A 20,841-nucleotide genomic window follows, 5' to 3' on the forward strand; every position below is an offset into this window, starting at 1 on the left:
GAGAACGTAATGAATATCGTCGATCGCTTCCTGCAATACACCCGCATTAACACCACCACCAGCCGAGAAAAAGGCGCTGCTGGCATCATGCCGTCTTCTGATGGGCAAAGGGTGCTCGCACAATTGATTGCCAAAGAACTTGAAGCCTTGGGCATGGAAGACATCGTGTTACGCGATACCGCCATCCTAACGGCGACCTTGCCTTCAAATGTGCCAGCGTCGGCGCAAGCCATCCCGACCGTTTCTTTCTTTGCGCACCTTGATACCAGCGCAGAGCAGTCTAACGACACAAAGGCACAAGTCGTGCCTTACAACGGCGGTGATATTTGCCTCAACGCAGAGTTAGATATCATCCTGAAACAAACCGAATTCCCAGAGCTTGCTCAGTATGTGGGTGACGACATCATCGTGACCGACGGCACTAGCTTGCTGGGCGCAGATGACAAAGCGGCCATTGCAGCCATCATGCACGCGTTGCAAAAACTCAAAGCGAACCCAGACATTCTTCACGGTGACGTGAAAGTGGCCTTCGTCCCTGATGAAGAACAAGGCCTACGCGGTGCGAAAGCCTTCGACGTAGAGAGCTTTGGTGCAGACTTTGGTTACACCTTGGATTGCTGCGGCATTGGCGAGTTTGTGCATGAAAACTGGAATGCGGGCGACGCAGTCATCACCTTCACCGGCCAATCTGCACACCCTATGTCAGCGAAAGGAAAACTGAAGAACTCGCTATTGATGGCGCACCAGTTCATCAGCATGTTGCCAGCAGGCGAAGCCCCGCAATACACAGAAGGCCGCGAAGGCTATTACTGGGTGAAAGAGATGACCGGAAACAGCGCTAAAACCGTGCTGAAAATGGACATTCGCGACTTCACCAAACAAGGCTACCAACACCGCATGGCGTTTTTGCAGAACTTGTCTGACAGTTGTGCAGGCCTATGGGGCGAAGGAACGGTATCGATTCACTTGGCAGATCGCTATGAAAACGTGGCAAACAGCTTAGAAGGTGAGGCAAGTTTCCCAATCGACATCGCCAAAGAAGCTTATGCCCGCAACGACATTCAAATGAACGCGATCCCAATGCGCGGCGGTTATGACGGTGCGGTACTTTCTCAAAAAGGCTTGCCATGCCCGAACATCTTTACCGGTGCGCACAACTTCCACTCCATCTACGAATACTTGCCAGTGAAATCACTGCAAGCCGCCAGTGCCGTGGTGGTGGACGTGATTAAGATTACCGCAGAGCGTCATTTGTAAATTATCCACCATACATCGGGCGACCCCCGCCCGATGTTCATTCTCTTTCAACGCACTCCGCGCATACCTTTTTCTCTTGCCTCTTGTCTCTTTTTCGTCCCTCAAATCTCGCCCCTCGTTTCTCAATAAAAACCCTTCTCGGCAGAGAACAGAATTGTTATAACCCACTCATGCCGACGAATATTTGAACGAAAGGACGCGACACCACCATGGAAATTAGGTTTACCCAACTCACCGCCACGGGCGCAACATCAACACTCAATATTGAACAATGGACAATCTCCCCACAGGAATCTTGGGCGGTATTCAGCACCGAAGGCGACATTGGTTCTTTGCTGGGCGAATTACTGGTGGGTGAACTTGAATTTGATGGCGAATTGCACCTATCGCCAGGGACATTCGCGCAAGTGTCTTTAGTCGAGCAGCAGCGTCTACTCGATGACGAACTGGCAAAAGATGACACCGATTTCCTCGATCGCATTGATGCTTGCAGCACGGTTTACGCACTGATATTCGAGCAATGCCACGATGACGCCCTCACACAAAAGCTCATTAACGAACTGGATCTAAATCACCTGAGAGAGAGTGGCTTTCGCGTGCTGTCTACCGGTGAAACACGCCGTGTGATGTTAGCGCGAGCATTGGCTACACAACCTGATTTTATCGTGCTCGATAGTCCGTTCACAGGCCTTGATGTTGCACACCGCGCTGCGTTGGCGACCTATCTGACCGCCCTTTCACAACGTGTACAAATGCTTGTGACCTTCTCACGAGAAGAAGACATGCCAGAGTGGGTTGATCACATTGCACTGTTCAACCACGGTAAGCTCGACAGTTTGATGAACAAAAACGCGTGGGATACCCACCCCATCATCACGCAAATAAAAGCCCAATCGAAAGAACAAAGCGAGCATATGATGGCGTTAATTCGTCGCTATCAGCACAGCACACCGTTTGAAAACCCTATCTTTGAACTCAAAAACGGCGAAGTCGCTTATACCGAGAAAACCATCTTCACCGAGGTCGATTGGCGCATAGACAAAGGCCAACACTGGCAGGTAAAAGGCCCGAATGGCTGCGGAAAAAGCACGCTGCTCGGGATGATTTTTGGCGATCATCCTCAGTGTTACAGCAACGACATTCAGATATTTGGAAAACAGCGCGGATCAGGCGAAACCATCTGGGAAATCAAAAAACACATCGGCATGGTCTCGTCGGCTTTACACCTGCAATACCGCGTGAATTGCTCTGCCCTCGATGTGATTTTATCAGGCTTTTATGACTCCATTGGTCTGTACAACCAGCCGTCATTGAAAGAACGAGACATCGCCAAAGAATGGCTCGATATTCTCCACATGCGCCAATACCACAAAACCCCTTTCCGCAAATTGGAATATGGACAACAGCGCTTACTGTTGATTGCCCGTGCCATTGTTAAGCAACCCACGTTGCTGATTCTGGACGAGCCTTACCAAGGCTTGGATTATCTTGGCCGCAGGTTAATGAAAAGCACGCTAGAACTGATCGCCAAAGAAAACCTCAGCCAATTGCTGTACGTTTCGCACTACCAAGGTGATGAGCTAGAAAGCATCAAGCATTCACTGACGTTTGAGTTTGATGAAGCGTCTGAGTGCTACCGTGCAACAATGCAGTCACGTTAGTTCTTCACGCCATTGACTCACATGGTTAAACCAAAGGATGGATGAAAAAGGCAGCTAAGCGCTGTCTGCACTTGCTTGCTCACACCAACGCGAGTGCCATTGAGTAAGTTGTTCAATCGGTTTAGGTCGGCAAATCAAAAAGCCTTGGATCAGCATGTTTGGATAATGCGTGACCAAGTATTCCAGCTCTTCTAATTCTTCAACGCCCTCAGCCACCAGCTTGAAATTCTCGGCGGGTGAAAAAGTAGCAAGAGAGCGCACGATGGCCTGACTGAACGGGTCGTTGTGGATTTGGTGCACCAAGGAGCGATCAATTTTCACTTCGGTGAACGGCAAGCTTCTTAACTGCTGAATGTTGGTGAACCCTGTTCCAAAATCATCCATCGACACCCCATATCCCTGAATGCGTAAACGGTTGAGCGATTCCAATTGCTCGGCAGATTTCAGCGCATGCTCCTCAGTAATTTCAAGGATGATTTGGTGCTTGTCGATGTTCTGCGCATCAAACAATTGATGAAGACGTTTAGGAATATCCAGATCGGAAAGTTGAGTCGGCGAGAGGTTGATACTGATGGACACGTCACTGCCAAACGCCGTTAGCAACGCCGGCATATCGATGGAGATTTTCTGAGCCAGCTGCATGGTGATGGTATCGACAAGATCGTGCTGGATCGCTGTGCCAATGAAGTTATCCGGCAAGATCGTCTCGCTATTTTCCTCTACCTCTATCCTCGCCACCACTTCCAAGCTTTCGATGCAATTACTGATGGGGTTTAGCTTGGGTTGGTAGTAAGGCACGATGCTGTCACGAGATATGTGACCGACCAACTCGTCGCGGGTCATTTTTTCTAAATGAAAACGTTTTTTTCGCCCCACATACCCCATGCGTTTCAATACTCGCGAAAGGCCATCGCGGCAGATGGGTTTTGCAATACTGCCCAACAAATAGACCTCTTGTTGTTGAGCAATGTTAGCGGCCAACTCTACAACACGGGTTTCCAAATCAGAAACGATGCACACACCACCGCGAAACCCGAGATTACCAAGTTCCCGAATGACTTCCATGCCGTCAATAACAGGCATGTTTAAATCCGTCAGTACTACGTCGTATTTTTTGGGGTTTTGCTTCACCGCGTCGAGCGCCATTTGTGGCATTGCAAAGCTATCAACGTTGTTATAACCAAGCTGAGAAAGCACAGACTGGATCATGATGATCATGCTTTCTGTGTCATCAATGACGAGTATCCACTTTTCTTTATCCAAATCTTCACCCAAAACTTACTGCATCACGCCGTGAGCCATTATTGTTATTTATTATTCTGCCAGAGCGACACCGTGGTGTGAGGATCTCGTATGAAATAGATCACATTGAAACACCAGAATTTCGGATAACTTACCAAGTTAGTGAATGTTAAAAAAGACACAAGGCGTTTCATTTTTGGGATGGCGTGTTTGTTTTAATTCAATGCAACATCACAATGCTTCTGATATCTAAAAAGTTATTCGTCACACAAATAAATGGGCAGGTAAAATAATCAAAAGAAACAAAGAGACCTCTCCACTGAACACGAAAACATGCATCTCTGGTTAACTGAAAGGAATGGCATTGATATATAAAAATGTCACAAAACACAATTAATATATTTAAACTCAATCACTTACCATAAATTCTTAACGCTAATTTCAGAAAGTTGTCGTCTAAAACCCTCACTCTACGCGGAGAATAATACTCGCTGTCATTCTATATCGAAGTACATTTTTAATGCTTAACAGAAAGTCAAACGCGCTAACACCTTGCACACGCTGTATTTTCTATAGACGCTAAAAATACAAGTGATACATCGGTCATATTTTTGAGAAGAAAATTAACAATTTCATTAAACCTCCTTTATTCGAAGGCACAAGTCCCCCAAATAAACTATTAATAGACACGGGCTAAACAACAAATTGTATATAAGTAAGTAATAAAATACGCATACATAAAATAGCTCGCAATTAAAAAAATAACTCAACACTTTGTTTATACGGTTAAATTTACCTTTTCCTTACCCAAGAAAAGAGGATCATTGTGCCGATTTTATCGTCTCGCAGAGAGAGGAGTGGCCCCGTGATGATTATTGCCTGTCCGTGAATAAAAACACCCCGGTGTATGACACGTTCAATGAAAGGCAACCGCGTAGTATTACGAGAAAATTGGTATGAAAACCCCTTTAATGAACAGTTGGTTAGTTCAGCTCTTGTCACCTTCACTGCCCCGCCGTTCAGGCGCACTCAGCGCACTACGAGATGGCATGCTTTGGCTTGTTCCTTGTTTGATTCTGTCGAACATATTGATATTCGCCTCTAGCTTGCTCGATTTCTTCAGTTTAAACGAGCCCCTATTAATGGAAGGACTCCATCAACTCAACGGTTGGTTAACGAGTCTCTACCCCTATTTTTTTGCTGCCTCCATCAGCATGATGCTCGCTATCTACTGGCGGTTACCTCGCCCACCCATCGCCATTTTGAACATGGCCTACATTGCGGTCACAGCACAAATTCTCGGTCACGAAGGCCAAGCTGAAGCCACCTTGTTATTGTTTGTTGGTCTCACCATGCCGCTCTATAGCGTGCCACTGCTTTCCAAGTTAGAGCGCATGCCGTTCGCTCGAATTCTAGAAACCGAACTGGCTGGCAAACCCGTCAAAGATTCCATGAACCTGATGCTACCGGGGGCGCTTGTCGCGGCGGTTGTCGCCGTTGTGGCCTTCGCACTTAATGCCTTATTCAATTATTTCGAATTCGACATCCTATTGAATGCTTTTCATGGGATGGATGTTGAAAACAACCCTATCGAATCAGGCTGCACATTTGCCGCGCTTAATTCCATGTTTTGGTTTGTTGGAATACACGGCTATTACGCGCTTACCCCTATGGTTGAGCCATTGATTACCGCGTTGGACATTAACCGCACTGCTGTTCTAGCTGGGGGCCATGCTCCCAATGTGATGAGCCTTTCTACCCTCTCTCTGTTTGTTTTTGTTGGTGGTGCAGGTGCAACACTGGGCCTATCCATCGCGCTGATCGCGTTTTCCAAAAGCAAAATGATGCGGGTAATTGCCATTACCAGTATTCCCCTTGGGCTCTTCAACATAAACGAACTGCTGTTATTTGGATTGCCTATTATCTTCAACCCGCGCTTGTTCCTTCCCTTTCTTTTCACGCCACTCGTGAACGTCGTTGTGACCGTACTTGTGCTTCAAATGGGCTTGGTCGCCGTGCCTTACACATTGGCGCCGATGAGTAGCCCAATCATCATCAATGCATACGTTGCGACGGGCGGGGACATTTCTGCCATTGCGTTGCAGCTCTTTATTATTGCCCTCAATGTGCTGATCTACCTGCCTTTCGTGCGCAGAATCGACAATCAAGCCAAGCAGCAAGAGGTCTACATACCGTCTCTCGACACCACCTTTACTCGCCGTGAAGAAGAAGCGTATGTGCTTTCTGTTGATCCGGTACGCGAAGCGTTGCTTCGCTCAAAAGAAATGGAAGACACTCACAAGAGCATGGCGCTTTTCTCTAACCGCGAGTTTTACTTAGAATACCAACCACAGATCAATTCCATTACGCAAAAGGTCGTCGGAATGGAAGCCTTAATTCGGGTGAGAGACCAGCGAGGCAATGTCGAGTTACCCGCTGATTTTCTGCATATTTTCGAGAAAGCCAACATGATGAGCGACATTGATGTTTGGGTCGTCAAAAATAGCGTGGCGCAGTGTGAAGCATGGATACGCGAAGGATTGGAAATTCCGATCAGTGTGAACATCACCAGCCCAACGCTGACCAATGCACAAAAGGTGGGAGACATTCTTCTGCTGATTGAACGCGTACCCGGATTGATCCATTTCGAGATAACCGAAGATACATTGATTCAAAACGAAATCATGGTGGGAGATTCGATTCGCCGATTGCATGAGGCTGGCGCGCGCGTTCATATTGATGATTTTGGCACCGGCTACAGTTCGCTCAGCTACCTAAACCGGTTTGATATTGACGCTCTCAAGATTGATCAAAGTTTCGTGGCTGCACTCAGCAATGAAAAGGGTCAGAAAGTGTTTAACGGCTTAATAGCCATTGCCAACGAGCTCGATATCAAAATTATTGTCGAAGGCGTAGAGACCAAGGAGCAATATGCTTACGTCTCACAGAAAGCGGATGTAGAAGTACAAGGTTGGTATTTCTCACGCGCCATCGCCGCGAACGATTTCGCCAGTTTCAACATTCAACACACCGCCACAATGAACGCAAATATCTAGTTGGACGACAGCCATTTATGCATGCAGAAAGAGCACAGAAACGTGCTCTTCTCACTTTCGCATTCTCGCATTCTCGCCACCTCGCTAGCATCGATTCATCGGCGATGTGCTCGCGAATACATTCCTAAGTCAACCCTGTCTCTGTATACTCCGCCTTATTGCACTATCGCACATCAACAAGGTTCCATTTCATGCCATCAACACCCGCGCATTCCGTTATCGTTCTCGACTTCGAAACCACAGGCTTATCACCGAACATGGGCGATCGCGCCATCGAAATCGGTGCTGTTAAATTAGTGAATGGTGACGTCGTCGATACCTTCCAAGAATTGATGAATCCAGGCCGTCGCGTCAGCAGTTTTATCGAGGGTTACACGGGTATCACCAACAACATGCTTCGCACTGCAGCAAGTTGTGAAGACGTTATGGCGAAATTTGGACATTTCATTGGCGACAGCCACCTTGTTGCGCACAATGCCTCGTTCGATAAGCGTTTTCTTGATGCTGAATTAGAACGTGTGAACGTGCGTTATTCTGGCCAGTTTGCATGTTCAATGTTGATTGCTCGCCGCTTGATACAAGATGCACCTACCCACAAATTGGGCGATTTAGTGCGCTTCAAACACATCGACAACGACGGCGTATTTCACCGTGCGTTAGCCGATGCACAAATGACGGCAAAACTCTGGATGGCAATGATCGAGGAGCTCGAACAACAAGGCGTGTTCGACCCGAGCTTCAAACTGATGCAAACCATCAGTAAAACCAGCAAGGGTGCGATGAGAGGGTTATTAGAAAAGGCTCGTAGCAACGCGAAGTCTTAAAACTCAATCCGAGAAAAGTGGCGGTTTTCTTCTAAGGCTTCCATGCTCAAAATGTCCATTAAATCGACCTCGACGCTTTCATCTCTGCCCATAGTGCCAGAGGGTGTATGAGTGAGCACAAAACACAACAATTCCCTCTTCAGACCTGGGTTATTAAGCTCGGAAGGCATGCTTTCCGTCTTCGTTGTCGTGCCTATCCCGTCAAGTACTTGACCATTTTTTAGCGTTAAAGCAACGCGGATCCGATAAAGACAGGTAATCTCAATGTAATCGTGAATGTCGCAAGCAATCATTGTTATCTCCTTACTGCATGCTTACTTTTCAAGTAAAGCTTGTATTCAATCAATGTCGTTAGCTGAAAAACCAGACCACCCTCTCTTTGATATCACGAGAGAGCGGTCACCGCGTCAAAACACAAGAAGGAATACGTAGTTATTACGAGAATTAGGTAAGAGAAACCTTTGGAAAATCAACGTCTACATCAAAAGCCACGTTGGTGTAATTGGTAAAGATGTTCAGTGCAACGTGCGCCAGAATTTCTGCAATATCTCCATCGGAGTATCCCGCATCGCGCACCCGCTGAACATCGTCAGCAGAAACTTGGCCATGCTGTTTTACTAACTTTACCGCAAAGTCTAACGCTGCTTGTGTTTTTGGGTCACTTCCTTCACCACGTTGCGCACTCTGCATTTGTTCCAAACTGACGCCCGCATTTTGTCCCAGGAGGGTATGAGCGGCAAGACAGTACTCGCAGCGATTTATATCTGCAACGAGCACTGCAATTTGCTCGCCGAGTTTTGCCCCTAGCTTGCCCTTTCCTAGGGCACCAAAGGATGTCCACATGCTTTCAAGAGCTGGTGCAGAATGCCCAATGGTTTTAAACATGTTTGGAACAGCGCCAAATGCGCCATGTATCTCATCAAAAAGTGCTTTCTGTTGTGTGTTCGCCTCAGCAACGTTAACGGGGTTGATCTTCGCCATGTTGAATCTCCTTGATAATAGGTAGTTTATTAGTCATCTCTGAGTTAATGGTTTCGACTCAATACAATATAAACTAGCAATACTTTGTGACGAAATCAACATAGTTTTGTATCGAAACTATGTGTTGTGTAATACCGCTTTGCTAAGAAATTTTAACTGACTGTTTTAACTTAATTTAATAGAATTTTAGTATCAAAAAATTGGGTAAAAAGAAGGCAAGCAACGCGAGCATCATACGACACGAGCACGTTAGAAAGAGTTCAGCGGATACGTTGGGGGATGCATTTAGGCTATTACTGCCGGGGAATGACTGAATAATATTGTTCTTTCTCCGCAAGAAAGCGGGCAAGTAACAAGGTCAAATTGGCGCGTCGAGATTTGTCTGGCCAGACGGCGTAGCAGCCTAAAGGACTCAGCGTCCATTCTGGCAGCAGGTGAACAAGCTTGCCCGACGTCACCCCCTCTTCAGCAAGGTGCCAAGGTAGTACTGTCACACCCACGTTTTGCTGCACTAAATGTGCCAGAGCATCGATGCTGTCGACCTGCAAGCGATAGTTATTGAAAGCAATCACGCAGGTTTCGTCACTCGCGGTGAATTCAATGTTCTCATTGCGCTGTTTGTAGCTGATCCAATCCCACGATTGCACATCTTCGGGTGTTTTAGGGCTAGGGCGAGACGCGGCATACTCAGTCCCTGCAACCAACACTCGTTGATATTCCCCAAGCTTTCGCGCCACCATGGAACTGTCCTCTAGCCAACCCATTCGAATATTCAAATCGAAGCCGTTCTCCAATAACCCGACAAGATGGTCGGTATAAGAAACTGACAAGGTAACGCGAGGGTATTCGCGTACAAATTCGGCCAAAATCGTAGAGATCCGAGAAGAGGCCATATAGGCAGGCAACGACACATTCAGCGCACCAAGCGGCTCAACGGACAAGGCATTCAACTCATCCAACCCCACTTCCGCATTCCGAAGCATTTCCACCACGCGGGGATAAAACAACTTCCCTTCATTGCTCAGTGCAAGTTTTCGTGTGGTGCGGTAAAGCAAGGTGATCCCCAAATGGTCTTCAAGATCTGACACGGTTTGGCTCACTCGAGACGGTGCCAAGTTCAAATCTTTTGCCGCTGCACGAAAAGAACCTTCGTCCACCACGCGGGCAAATATCGCCATGTGCTTTAGGTAATCAATCATTGTTCTGCTTTGCGGAATTATATCTTCTGATAATACAGGATAACAGATGTAAAAAATTTGTTGTAACTTCTCACTGCGTAATACACCACATCACGTAACGCGAAGGGAGACATCATGAATTTAACGCGCACACCTCTATATGTTGCCGCATTCGCAACGACCTTTTTATCAGGTCTCGCCAGCGCAGAGGGCTTATACGTCAAAGGTTTAGTGGGTAAAAGCTACCAAGCGACAGACTCAGAACCTTACGGTAACAACATCGCACAAGATACCGATTTCCCCGGTAAGTTCGGCGCAGGTGACGGCACCGTAAGCACGTTGGGCTTGGGCTATGTGATCAACGAACAATTCCGCATTGAAACGCGTTTGGGCTATCGCGAAGGCAAATTTAATAGCCAACGTGTAGGCACTGGTGCACGCACAGGTGAAGAATATGTGCTTAACGGCAAACTCAAGAGCACGACGCTGACTGTGGAAGGTTTCTACGACGTTGACACTGGCACTGCATTTACCCCTTACATAAAGGCAGGCGTGGGTGTGGCACGAAACGAATATTCCGCACGTTTAGGTGGCGCAGGTGTTCAAGGTTTCTTTGACCAACTCGATGGAACCGTGGACGGCTACTACGATGACTATGCCGATGAAACCTCGACCGAATTTACCTGGAACATTGGATTGGGCGCGAGTTATGCCATTACAGATCAACTCAGTCTAATCGGTGAGTATCAATATATTTCATTGGGTGATGCTGGCACGGGTGTGGATTCGCTTGATTTTGGCTCTGGCGAAACCAATGACGGTTTCCGTATCGATGACGCAACCGCACACGAAGTGCAAGTGGGCTTGCGTTACCACTTCTAAGCAAAACCCAATACTCAGTCACGGAGCGATGTTATGAGCACGAAACGGAAAATCAGCGCGCTATTTGCCTTCATTTTGTCATCTTCTGTCGTTCAAACATCCTTCGCGACTGGCGTTGAAACGTTACCAACAAGAACCAGCCCTGTCCCTGCTACGACAAACAGCGTGCCGCATGTTCAGCTAGGCGGAGAATCAAACCCTGCTTTGTTGAAAGATCTGATGGCCCGTGCTTCTCGCATTCCTGGTGTGGATATTCGAGAGACTGTGATTTCCATGTCTGGGACAAAAGGGTTCTGGATTGAAGAGCACGTATCACTGGCAAACCCACAATCTATTGTGGGTGGTCGCGAATTCGCCCACATGCACCCAGATGGCAGTTTGCATGCCTCATTGTCACCCGATTTAGCCGTAAAAGCGGTCAATGCTGGGTGGGCGACACCTCACCCTTGGTCGAAAAAAAGATTGGGCTGGGAGGGGTTTGTGATGATTTATACCCCTACCACTGACAGCGAAGTCGATACCGTTTACCAACTCATACTGGCGTCTTTTGATTTCGTTACAGGGCAGAAATTGTCCTCACTTCAGTAACCGTTTTTTCTCGCTACGCCATTTCTCAGAATGTTAAACCGGAGCTATTCCTCATGACGACGAGCATAACAACGAAAATTCGCAGAGCAGCAATCAACCCGCGCACCGCACTTATTAGCGCATTATGTTTGGGTGTTACCGCCTGCCACAGCAACCAAATAAAACTCAGCAATTCAGATGTCGACTTTTCTAACTGCCGAGAAATCGCTGGCGGCATTGTGGTCGCAAAGGCCGATTTACAATCGCAGGTGCCTGAAGGCATCACGGTGAATAGCCTGACCGACATGGGATTTGTGTTCGAAGGGTCAGACGATCAAGGCATGCTGATCGTGCGTTCGCTCTCATGTGAAGCCATTCTGGTAACCGATTCAAAAGACAGGGTAAGAGCAGATAACAACGTTGCTTTTGTACATGTGGGCACACCAATTAATGTATCAAACCTTCCGGCCACCACGTACTCAAACGACAGCGTAAATGGCGCAGATTTCAACATTTACGCGCTCAGCTACCAAACCTCATCGCCAGCTTACTTCGGTGCAATGAAACGCGCGGGGATGCAGAACATTGATTTGAATGAAGGCATCGTCAATGAACTCACTGACAACGATCCCAACACATGCAGCACGGCCAACTTGAAAGTTAACGTACCAGGCGAGAGCCAATACGCGTTGGGCATTACAGGTAATGTTGTTGAAGCCACGGCTGAATGCCATGTGGGTGGCGCTGATTTCATTGCAAACTGGTGGTCTGTCGATAAACACGATCGTGTCACTGCGTTAAGTAATGAGGTTATTGATCAAACCTTCACCGACACCGCAGGCCCTGATGTGTTTGTTGTCACCAATGATGGCACGACCATCAATGAACTGATTGGTACAAACCGTAGCGCATTTACAGGCTTTTCAGGCAGCGGTTACATCCCATCTGAAGGGCTTGGCAACGTTGACATGGTGGCGGAAGCGTTGGGACCATTGAACTGATCATTGTTCATCTTATATACGTAGAGAGTGCTTCACCCTCGCACTTCACAGCCTCTATCGTATAGAAACAACATCGCTGCTGACATCCACTGCTCAGCGGCTTTTTTTAGGTTTATCCAAAGAGGTTTTGTTTTCGTTCTCTCAAGTAGAGAAACAAACGAATTAATTCTAAACCTCTCTTTTTCATTCCATGTCTGATTTTTTATCTCGCCATAAAATAAGCAGAAAACGGCAATAGCCATTTCCATACTGCGTCTGTTTCCATCGAAGAAAATAAACCGTCACTCCAACTGTAAAAGCTAAAAAACGCACTATATGCACCTTTCTGCAAAACAACACACGCCAGATTAAGTCTCATTTACTGAATGATTTCAGTAAATGAGACAAACATGCAATAGCTTTTGGCAACCTACCTTCTCATCCAAAATAATTATCTGCAAAACAATGTGTTAAAAGTGTTTTCCATATTTTTTACATTTTTGAAATAAACTCAGAATGTCGTGGGTCTCTTTAATTGGATTCGACATTCGTCAATACCAGATGGTGGCAGTGCTCTCAATTCCACTCACTTTTAGAGCACAACAATGGCTACTCATTCTTAATACATATTGGAGATAGACCATGAACAATATCGCAAAAACAAGCACATTCGCATCTGTAGCACTGGCTCTAGCAATGAGCGCAAGCGTATCAGCCGCTGAACTTCCAGCGGGCAGCTCTGGTTCAGCGATTGGTGCGGGTGACAAAGTTCACTGTTACGGCATCCACTCTTGTAAAGGCAACTCAGACTGTAAAACTGCTGAAAATGCGTGTAAAGGCCAGAACGTTTGTGCAGGTCATGGCTTTAAAGCAATGGAAGCGAAAGAGTGCCTGAACGAAGGCGGCACTATCTCTGATATCAAGTAATTTGTAGGAGAACGGAAATGACTTCAGGCTTTGGCTTAGGATTACGCACTCAACATTACAACGATTTTTTGACTGCGCCGCAGCCGGTAGATTGGCTCGAAGTCATTTCCGATAACTACATGGTCGATGGCGGCAAGCCATTGACCATGCTAGACCGCATTCGTGCCGATTACCCCATGGCAATGCATGGTGTATCAATGTCGATAGGCTCTATCAATGGCCTTGATACAGACTACCTCAAGCGCCTCAAAAAACTTGAGCAACGCATAGAACCCATGTGGGTATCTGATCACCTTTGCTGGACAGGCGTACATGGACGAAAACTCCACGATTTAATGCCCCTGCCCTTTACGCAAGAAGCGCTCGACGTGGTGATCCGTAACGTTCACCAAGCACAAGATGCACTTCAGCGCCCTTTGGTGTTGGAAAACGTCTCTAGCTACGTGGAATTTACCTCGTCAGAAATGACGGAATGGGAATTTCTCGCAGCCATTCATAACGCTACCGGTGCAAAGCTGCTATTGGATATCAACAATATCTACGTCAGTGCCTTTAACCACGGCTTCTCATCCAAAGAATTTCTCAACGGCATTCCCATTGGCAGTGTTCAACAATTCCATTTAGCCGGTCACCAAAATAACGGCGACCATTTGATCGACACACACGACCACCCCGTGTGCGACAGCGTTTGGACACTCTATCAACAAGCACTCGTTCGGTTTGGGGAAACCCCCACCATGATTGAGCGCGACGACAACATTCCCCCGCTGGACGAGCTATTGGAAGAACTCGATACCGCGCGAACGGTTGCACAAGCCATTCTGCATCCAAAGGTTGCCCTATGAATCTGCTACAAATACAAGACGACTTTCAACGCACTGTATTGGCGAAAGAAAGCGCAGGCGCGGATTGGGTGACCAAGACAGCACCCGGTATTACACCTGAACACCGTATCGCCATTTATCACAATGCATACCGCGTGCGGTTAATGGATGTGCTGTGGGATACGTTTGAGCATACCGCGACCTACCTTGGCGATAATTGGTTTCGCCAGTTAGCTGCTAACTATGTGCAGACGCACCACTCCACCTTCAACAACATCGGCTTGTACGGTCAAACCTTCACGACATTTTTGGCTGAACAGCTTCCCAATGATTTGGAAGTGGCAGAATTAGCCACATTAGATTGGACGTTGCGTCGCACCTTCGACGGCGGTAACAGCACAGTGATGACCATGGACGATCTGCAGCAACTTGCCAGCAGTGACCCAGAAAATTTTGCGCTACACCCTGTCACTACCCTGACCATCAATACCCTGCAATTCAACACGCTGGAAATCTGGCACGCCATCGATCAGGATGAAACACCACCCGAGGTTGCGCCACTTCCTCACTCCATCGACATACTGATTTGGCGCAAGGGCGATTCGCCGCATTTTCGCAGTATTTCACCGTTGGAATCTGCTGCGATTGGCTATGTGCGTGAGGGCAACACGCTAAATGATATTGGCGCGAGACTGGTGGAGAGCTTCCCAGAAGAAGACGTGTCGATGATATTCGGCCAGCTACTCCAACAATGGATTGGCGATGAAGTGCTGGCGGTAAAATCATAACGGTGACGAATGAGAAAAGCTTATTTCACTTTGATGGGTATTTGCAGTGAAAAGGTGACACCGCCAGTATCAGACAGATCAATGTCTCGGATCATTTCTACCAAAACGCCTGTTACATCAACAGACAGTTGCTCTTGTTCTGTACGCTGAAATAAAGATTCAATGGCAGCGATATAACCGATATCCGACGCCACATAGACATCACAACACAAAAAATACCCTTCTTGGATAACGTTATCGTATTCCTCATTGTCCACCTGCCAATCGCCAATCACAGTTTCAATTTCTTCCCATGATTTCTCTATGTCTTTGATCGGCGTAATGCCCATGAGCCGAACAGCTTTCTCACCATAGGCATTGAATACCTTGTCCCAGTTGCGGTCATCAAGGGCTATCTTTTTCATCCCTCTTTGCGGGTACCAAACCAACTCGGTCGGCATCGCTTGCGCTAATTCTTGCTCCAGCGTGTTCCCTTCGCCCGGGTGCGCCAACTTGTTCATCAACGCCACCGTTTCATTCGCGGTGGATGTAATCCCCATTTTTCGGATCTGTTTTGCAGTCACACCCAATTCACGTTTAAGTGCTTTCCCTAATGCTTGAGAGGAAGAAAAGCCGCAATGTTGTGCGATTTCAGTGATGGTCCAAGGTGCATTTTTCATCAACAGATTCACTGCCCGCTGTAATCGCAGTCGGCCTAAGTAATGCCCGGGCGTTTCATGGAACAGATCCGTAAATTGACGATGAAAATGATAAGGAGAAATAGCACTTTTCGTGGCAATTTGTTCCCATGAAAGCTGATCATCAAGATGTTTGTGCATCAAAGTCAGTGCATGTATGAAACGTTTACGCAAATGCTCAGGAAGTTGTTCGAGCAAGGCAACTTCAGGAACGAGGTAAAAAGGGGATGGGGGTTCAGTCATTGGTGCCAGAAAGCATGGGACAATAAGGTTACTATCGCCCCAATACTCCCTAAAATCAATTACACAGCGCTCAAAGACAACTCATCGTCCACTTTCGGTAACTTGCGTGTTGTCATCCCCAGCAACACAGGAATCAAAATCAAGGTAACGACAGTTGCAAACAACTCACCAAACACCAAAGAAACAGCGGCTGGTTTTAAATACTGTGCCTGCTCAGCCGTTTCGCTAAGCAGCGGAATCAATCCACACACCGTGGTGATCGTGGTCAGAAATATCGCCCGAAAGCGGCTTGTTCCCGCAGTGATCAAAGCGTCTTTTAATGGCATGCCATGTCGATACTCTTCGTTGAACCGCGTAATGAGCACCAAGGAATCGTTGATAACGATGCCTGTCATTGCCATCATGCCAAACATCGACAACAAGCTGATCGGCAAATCCATCACGTAGTGCCCGAATATCGCCCCAGCAAACCCAAAAGGGATTATCGCCATGATAATAAATGGCTGCCAATAGGACTGGAGCGGCACCGCAAGCAAGATGTAAATCAACAAAAGTGTCAGCACCATCGCTGATGTAAACCCATCAGATACATCATCGATTTCTTCAAATTCTCCCCCCGCTTTGATCTCCACATCAGGATATTGGAGGTGCAATGTTTCGATCGTCTTTTCTAGCTGAATAAGTGTCTGTTCTGGCGCTTGGATATCGCGATTTTGTTTCCAATACAGATTCACCACCTGTTCGCGATTTCGACGATGAATGATCTGCGTTTCTTGCTCGTGTTGGAATGTCGCAATGTCGCCTAAGGGAACGCTCTCACCATTCGGCAATTTGACCAAAGCTTGTGCTAATTGCGCTAGCGTTTTACGTTCCTCTCGCGGGTATTTGAGCAGCAACTTAGTCTCTATACCTTGCTCCAATAAGCGATGGATCTCACGTTCTCCAAAGGCTTCTCCGGCCAACCGTGCCAATGTCGCTTGCGTCACCCCTAATTGCTGACCAAACGCATTTAGCACTATGCGTACCTGAGGCTGTCCGGACTTCCCATCGTCATAAATGTCGGTGACACCTGGCAACGTTTCAAGTGTTTGAGCCAGTTGGCCCGCTACGCGTTTCGCTAACTCTCGATCTCTGGATGAAATAGACACATACGTGCCACCGATTGGTGAATCCGCAGCACTGAATTGCACGGAATACGCACCTTCAATGGCGCCCGTTTGCGCCCGCCACTGATCAATCACCACGTTCCCAGGCAATACACTTAATGCTTCATGGGTTAACTCTACGGTGATTTCTATACTGCCATGACCATCCGACCAAGCCAGCACGTTCACCAACGGTGACGCAACCAGTGGATAGTCATCTTTCAATGCCTGTGCAACGGCCTCAATAGCGGATTCCGTTTGAAACAATGCCTGTTGTTGCAGTGGAAATGGCGCGCCGTCTTCCAGCGAGATTTTTGCCGTGACATAACGACCTGGAATATCGGGGAAAATAGCGCTTCTTATCGATCCTGTTGACCACATCCCATAGGCCAGCACCACGGCTGCAACAAACCCTAATAGCGACGCTAACTTGTATTCTAACGCCACTTTTAACAGGGGTTTGTAGACATGCATGTTGACTGTTTTTAACCCTTGCTGGGCGGCTTTTTGAACGCGCCCGATTGCACTTTTTGATGGTTTTTGCGGGGACAGGTGCGCCAAATGTGAGGGTAAAATTAGCTTGCTTTCAATCAGGGAGAAGATCAGCGCAAAAATGACGACCGCAGAAAAACCTGCCAGCACTTTGGCTAAATCGTTATCGATCCAAAGCATGGGCGAGAATGCCGCGATGGTCGTCAATACACCAAACACGGTCGCAACAGATACCGAATGCACCCCTTGCCACGCGGCCTCTTGACCATTTAGCCCTTTTGCGCGTTCATCATAAATGGATTCACCAACCACCACAGCATCATCGACCAATATCCCCAGCACTAAGATGAAACCAAACAAGGTAATATCATTAAGGCTATAGTTTGCCAATTGCATGGCCCCTAGCGTGCCAGCCAAAGCAACGGGGATTCCCACAGCCACCCAAAACGCGAGCTTCAGTTCAAGAAAGAGACCAAGCAATAAGATGATGATTGCCAACCCCTGCCACGCATTGTCGCCCAACCTGAAAAGCTGATCCTCAATATAGGGGGCCATATCCGCCATTGTGTCTAACACAATGTCCGATGGCAGAATGTGACGTTGTGCCGCCAAGGTTTCTTCTATGGCCTTGCTGACGCTCAGTAAATTGTCGGTCTGGCTGGTGCTGATCAACAAAGCAATGGCGTTCTGTCCATTGTTTCTTACAATTGCACCGCTTTGCTCATAACCTCGGCGTAACATAGCAATCTCACCCAGATACACCGTACCCGAGGGCCCAGCGACAATCGCTAATCGATGTAGCTTTTGAATATCATCTGCGTAACCATCGCCGCGAATGATCATACGGCCTTTATCACTGACTAATTCACCCGTGCGGGACTCCAGCGACCGCTGTTCAATAAGCGTCGCCAAATCATCTAAACTGAGCCCCAATTTTTTAAGCTCTGCAGGGTCTGGTTCTATAACCAACTCTGGGAAGCGACTGCCCCAGTTAGTAACATTTGAGATCTGAGCATGCTTCTTAAGTGCCTGTTCGACTTGCCTCGCAATGGGCTGTAATTCGTGGTCACTGCGCGGAGCAGACACCACAACAAATGCAGCAAGATTAGTAAATTCATTTCGGACAACTTGCGGTTTTTCTGCCTGTGTGGGAAACGCATTAATTGTATTCACCCGGTTGCGAATGTCATCCAGCAATTGATTAAGATCAGCACTGCTGGTTTTTCGCACCACCACGCTCGACTGCCCTGCACTTGATTGACTGGTGATGTGTTTGATGCCCGCCACGCCGCTAATGGCTTCTTCAATTCGCTGTGTAACGCTTTCATCAATCTGCTTGGCTGTGCCTCCGGGATACGCCACAGTGATCATGACTGACGAAGGCGCAATCTGAGGAAAGGATTCAACCCGTAATTGCCCAGCAGCCATCACACCACTCACAATAATGGCAATCATCAACAGGTTCGCGCCAACAGGATTATGAATGAACCACTTGGTGAGCCAATTCATTGCGCCACCTCCTGCACGTTCAAGCGCTGAGGAGAAACATGCTTACCGGGCAACATGGACATCAACGGATACGCCACTACACGGCGCGGATTATCCCGCTCAGTATCAAAGCGAACAAACACCGTATCTTGAACTTGCCCGACGGGCACGACCCACTCTTTTTGCAGGCGATCTTGCTTGTCTATCGTCCAAACATAACCATCGCGTGTCATCGCACTCAACGGCAAGGCAGAAACCTGTTGTTGCTCCCCCAAATTGACGACCACACTGACCTGCTGATTGGGAAGAAGGCGAGGCTCGTGCTGGTAAGGATAGCTGACCGATAACACCACCTTTCTTTGACGCGTTGCTTCATCAGCTTGTGGAGACACATAGCGTACATCTGCCGGCCATTCATTTGCGTTGCGATCAACAATGCGAATCTCAGGCACAATCAACGCAGATTGCACCTTCTGCCAATCCATTTCTGACACAGGCAATTCAATATCTATTGACGCACTCGCCGCCAATTCAAATGCGACTTGCCCAGCAACCAACCATTCTCCCGGACTGATGTTGCGACGCATGATCACAGCATCAAACGGTGCAACAATATTCGCGTCTCTTAGCAAAACATCCGCGCTCTCATAGGCTTGCTTGGCTCTGTTTAATTCTGCTTTTGCAGCAGCAACTTGAGGCTCCTTTCGTGCAAATGGCGAGCTTTTTGTAAGCGATAGCATACGCAATGCTACCGTCTGTTCATGCTCTGCTTTTTTAAGGTTTAATTCCGCTTGTTTGAGGTCACTGTTTGCCTGCGCCATATTGGATACCAACAGACTGGTATTTAAACGTGCTAACTCCGTGCCTTTCTGCACCAATATGCCCGGCTCAATGTTTGGATTTAGCCACGCCAATCTGGCGCTGCTGGAAGCTTTCAACTGCACAGGCCAGCGCGCCGAGGTTGTCGCCAACAAGGTCAAACTCGATGCATGTGCACTTGGGGTAACGTCTAGTACAGACACGGGGGCTAACACTGGCGGCTTTTCTTTCACCTTTTGCACGTCTGGCTCGAGTTCGTCAACAATCACCAAGGCAAAAAAAATCGCGAGACACCCAGCACCAACCGCAAGAATCTTTTTACGCTTCATGAGGTACCTCCCTGAATATCGACAGCAAGACAGCCGGCGAGAAGAGGCGGATATAGCGTAAGGATAAGATGATGGTTTTACTCAGTGACATAATGAACCCGACCAATGAATGTCGCGCCAGTATTGCCAATTATGTTAGAAAAAAAGTGTCCCAACTTGCTGTTTTAAATATTCCAGCCACTGGTGTTTTGATTGCGAGATTGCGAGATTGCGAGATTGCGAGATTGCGAGATTGCGAGATTGCGAATCAGTGTGGGTGCGGTCCCTGAGTTGGGGCAAGAGTAACAACCACACCGCCCTTTTCTTCGCCACGATCTCTTATCTGCTCTTTCTAGCCTCTCGCAATCTCAATCCTCGCCTCTGCGTTACCCTCTCTCGCTCTTCCCAGATGTATGGACTCCCTCCCCACAGGGGGTTACGGTCTTAATCCGACGAAAGATTAGCCAAAGGAGTCCATACATGCGCAATCCTAATATATTGG

At 47.6% G+C, this 20,841-nt stretch carries 18 protein-coding genes; 10 read left to right on the plus strand and 8 right to left on the minus strand.

The window, feature by feature from the left end:
* Positions 1-9: 9 nt before the first annotated feature.
* Together pepT and modF are read left to right on the plus strand one after the other, a co-directional pair.
* Entirely contained in the window at positions 10-1,257 is a 1,248-nt protein-coding gene (pepT, locus tag BM082_RS19040; protein ID WP_074928190.1) for a peptidase T, read from the plus strand.
* A 209-nt stretch (positions 1,258-1,466) separates the two neighbouring features.
* The gene (modF, locus tag BM082_RS19045; protein WP_074928193.1) at positions 1,467-2,918 is read left to right on the plus strand and encodes a molybdate ABC transporter ATP-binding protein ModF; all 1,452 of its coding nucleotides are present in this window, start codon (positions 1,467-1,469) and stop codon (positions 2,916-2,918) included.
* 54 nt (positions 2,919-2,972) lie between these two features.
* On the opposite strand, the gene BM082_RS19050 is transcribed toward modF, so the two are convergent.
* Positions 2,973-4,193 (minus strand): EAL domain-containing response regulator, encoded by a 1,221-nt coding sequence (locus BM082_RS19050; RefSeq protein ID WP_017014908.1) that lies wholly within the window; start codon positions 4,191-4,193, stop codon positions 2,973-2,975.
* Positions 4,194-5,116: 923 nt separating this feature from the next.
* Here BM082_RS19050 and BM082_RS19055 point away from each other — a divergent pair.
* The gene (locus BM082_RS19055) at positions 5,117-7,216 is read left to right on the plus strand and encodes an EAL domain-containing protein (protein ID WP_074928196.1); all 2,100 of its coding nucleotides are present in this window, start codon (positions 5,117-5,119) and stop codon (positions 7,214-7,216) included.
* A 191-nt stretch (positions 7,217-7,407) separates the two neighbouring features.
* A complete protein-coding gene (locus BM082_RS19060; protein WP_074928199.1) occupies positions 7,408-8,040 on the plus strand; it encodes a 3'-5' exonuclease in 633 nt (210 codons plus the stop codon).
* Here BM082_RS19060 and BM082_RS19065 read toward each other — a convergent pair.
* The 3 genes from BM082_RS19065 to BM082_RS19075 form a co-directional block, all read right to left on the minus strand.
* Positions 8,037-8,333 (minus strand): Rho-binding antiterminator, encoded by a 297-nt coding sequence (locus tag BM082_RS19065; protein WP_017015776.1) that lies wholly within the window; start codon positions 8,331-8,333, stop codon positions 8,037-8,039. The genes BM082_RS19060 and BM082_RS19065 overlap by 4 nt on opposite strands.
* A gap of 151 nt (positions 8,334-8,484) precedes the next feature.
* Positions 8,485-9,021, minus strand: a complete 537-nt coding sequence (locus tag BM082_RS19070) for a carboxymuconolactone decarboxylase family protein (protein WP_017015775.1) — start codon at positions 9,019-9,021, stop codon at positions 8,485-8,487.
* A 293-nt stretch (positions 9,022-9,314) separates the two neighbouring features.
* A complete protein-coding gene (locus BM082_RS19075; RefSeq protein ID WP_074928202.1) occupies positions 9,315-10,220 on the minus strand; it encodes a LysR family transcriptional regulator in 906 nt (301 codons plus the stop codon).
* 114 nt (positions 10,221-10,334) lie between these two features.
* Here BM082_RS19075 and BM082_RS19080 point away from each other — a divergent pair, with 114 nt between their 5' ends.
* The 3 genes from BM082_RS19080 to BM082_RS19090 are packed head-to-tail and all read left to right on the plus strand — an operon-like array spanning position 10,335 to position 12,649.
* Entirely contained in the window at positions 10,335-11,081 is a 747-nt protein-coding gene (locus BM082_RS19080) for an outer membrane protein (RefSeq protein WP_074928205.1), read from the plus strand.
* A gap of 33 nt (positions 11,082-11,114) precedes the next feature.
* A complete protein-coding gene (locus BM082_RS19085) occupies positions 11,115-11,669 on the plus strand; it encodes a luciferase domain-containing protein (protein ID WP_017011684.1) in 555 nt (184 codons plus the stop codon).
* Between the two features lie 53 nt (positions 11,670-11,722).
* On the plus strand, positions 11,723-12,649 hold the full coding sequence (locus BM082_RS19090) for a hypothetical protein (RefSeq protein WP_074928208.1): 927 nt from the start codon (positions 11,723-11,725) through the stop codon (positions 12,647-12,649).
* Between the two features lie 32 nt (positions 12,650-12,681).
* Here BM082_RS19090 and BM082_RS19095 read toward each other — a convergent pair whose 3' ends face one another.
* Complete coding sequence (locus BM082_RS19095; protein ID WP_017015770.1) at positions 12,682-12,897, minus strand: hypothetical protein; 216 nt, start codon at positions 12,895-12,897, stop codon at positions 12,682-12,684.
* Between the two features lie 373 nt (positions 12,898-13,270).
* Between BM082_RS19095 and bufA2 the strand changes: the two genes are divergently transcribed.
* The 3 genes from bufA2 to BM082_RS19110 are packed head-to-tail and all read left to right on the plus strand — an operon-like array spanning position 13,271 to position 15,167.
* Complete coding sequence (gene bufA2 / locus BM082_RS19100) at positions 13,271-13,555, plus strand: BufA2 family periplasmic bufferin-type metallophore (protein ID WP_017011686.1); 285 nt, start codon at positions 13,271-13,273, stop codon at positions 13,553-13,555.
* 17 nt (positions 13,556-13,572) lie between these two features.
* Positions 13,573-14,400: an MNIO family bufferin maturase gene (gene bufB / locus BM082_RS19105; protein WP_017011687.1), complete on the plus strand. Its 828-nt coding sequence runs from the start codon at positions 13,573-13,575 to the stop codon at positions 14,398-14,400.
* Positions 14,397-15,167, plus strand: coding sequence for an HvfC/BufC N-terminal domain-containing protein (locus BM082_RS19110; RefSeq protein ID WP_074928211.1), 771 nt, complete (start codon positions 14,397-14,399; stop codon positions 15,165-15,167). The genes bufB and BM082_RS19110 overlap by 4 nt, the downstream gene beginning before the upstream one ends.
* A gap of 20 nt (positions 15,168-15,187) precedes the next feature.
* Here the strand turns inward: BM082_RS19110 and BM082_RS19115 are convergent, their stop codons facing one another.
* From BM082_RS19115 to BM082_RS19125, 3 genes are read right to left on the minus strand one after another with little or no spacing between them, the layout of a single operon-like run.
* On the minus strand, positions 15,188-16,087 hold the full coding sequence (locus BM082_RS19115; protein ID WP_017011689.1) for a helix-turn-helix domain-containing protein: 900 nt from the start codon (positions 16,085-16,087) through the stop codon (positions 15,188-15,190).
* A 59-nt stretch (positions 16,088-16,146) separates the two neighbouring features.
* Positions 16,147-19,233 carry an efflux RND transporter permease subunit gene (locus tag BM082_RS19120; protein WP_074928214.1) on the minus strand — a complete coding sequence of 1,029 codons (3,087 nt, stop codon included), beginning with the start codon at positions 19,231-19,233 and terminating at the stop codon, positions 16,147-16,149.
* Positions 19,230-20,360, minus strand: a complete 1,131-nt coding sequence (locus tag BM082_RS19125) for an efflux RND transporter periplasmic adaptor subunit (RefSeq protein ID WP_017011691.1) — start codon at positions 20,358-20,360, stop codon at positions 19,230-19,232. Before BM082_RS19125 ends, BM082_RS19120 begins: the two co-directional genes overlap by 4 nt.
* Positions 20,361-20,841 lie beyond the last annotated feature (481 nt).

The sequence above is a fragment of the Enterovibrio norvegicus DSM 15893 genome (genome assembly GCF_900115495.1).
GTDB classification, from domain to species: domain Bacteria; phylum Pseudomonadota; class Gammaproteobacteria; order Enterobacterales; family Vibrionaceae; genus Enterovibrio; species Enterovibrio norvegicus.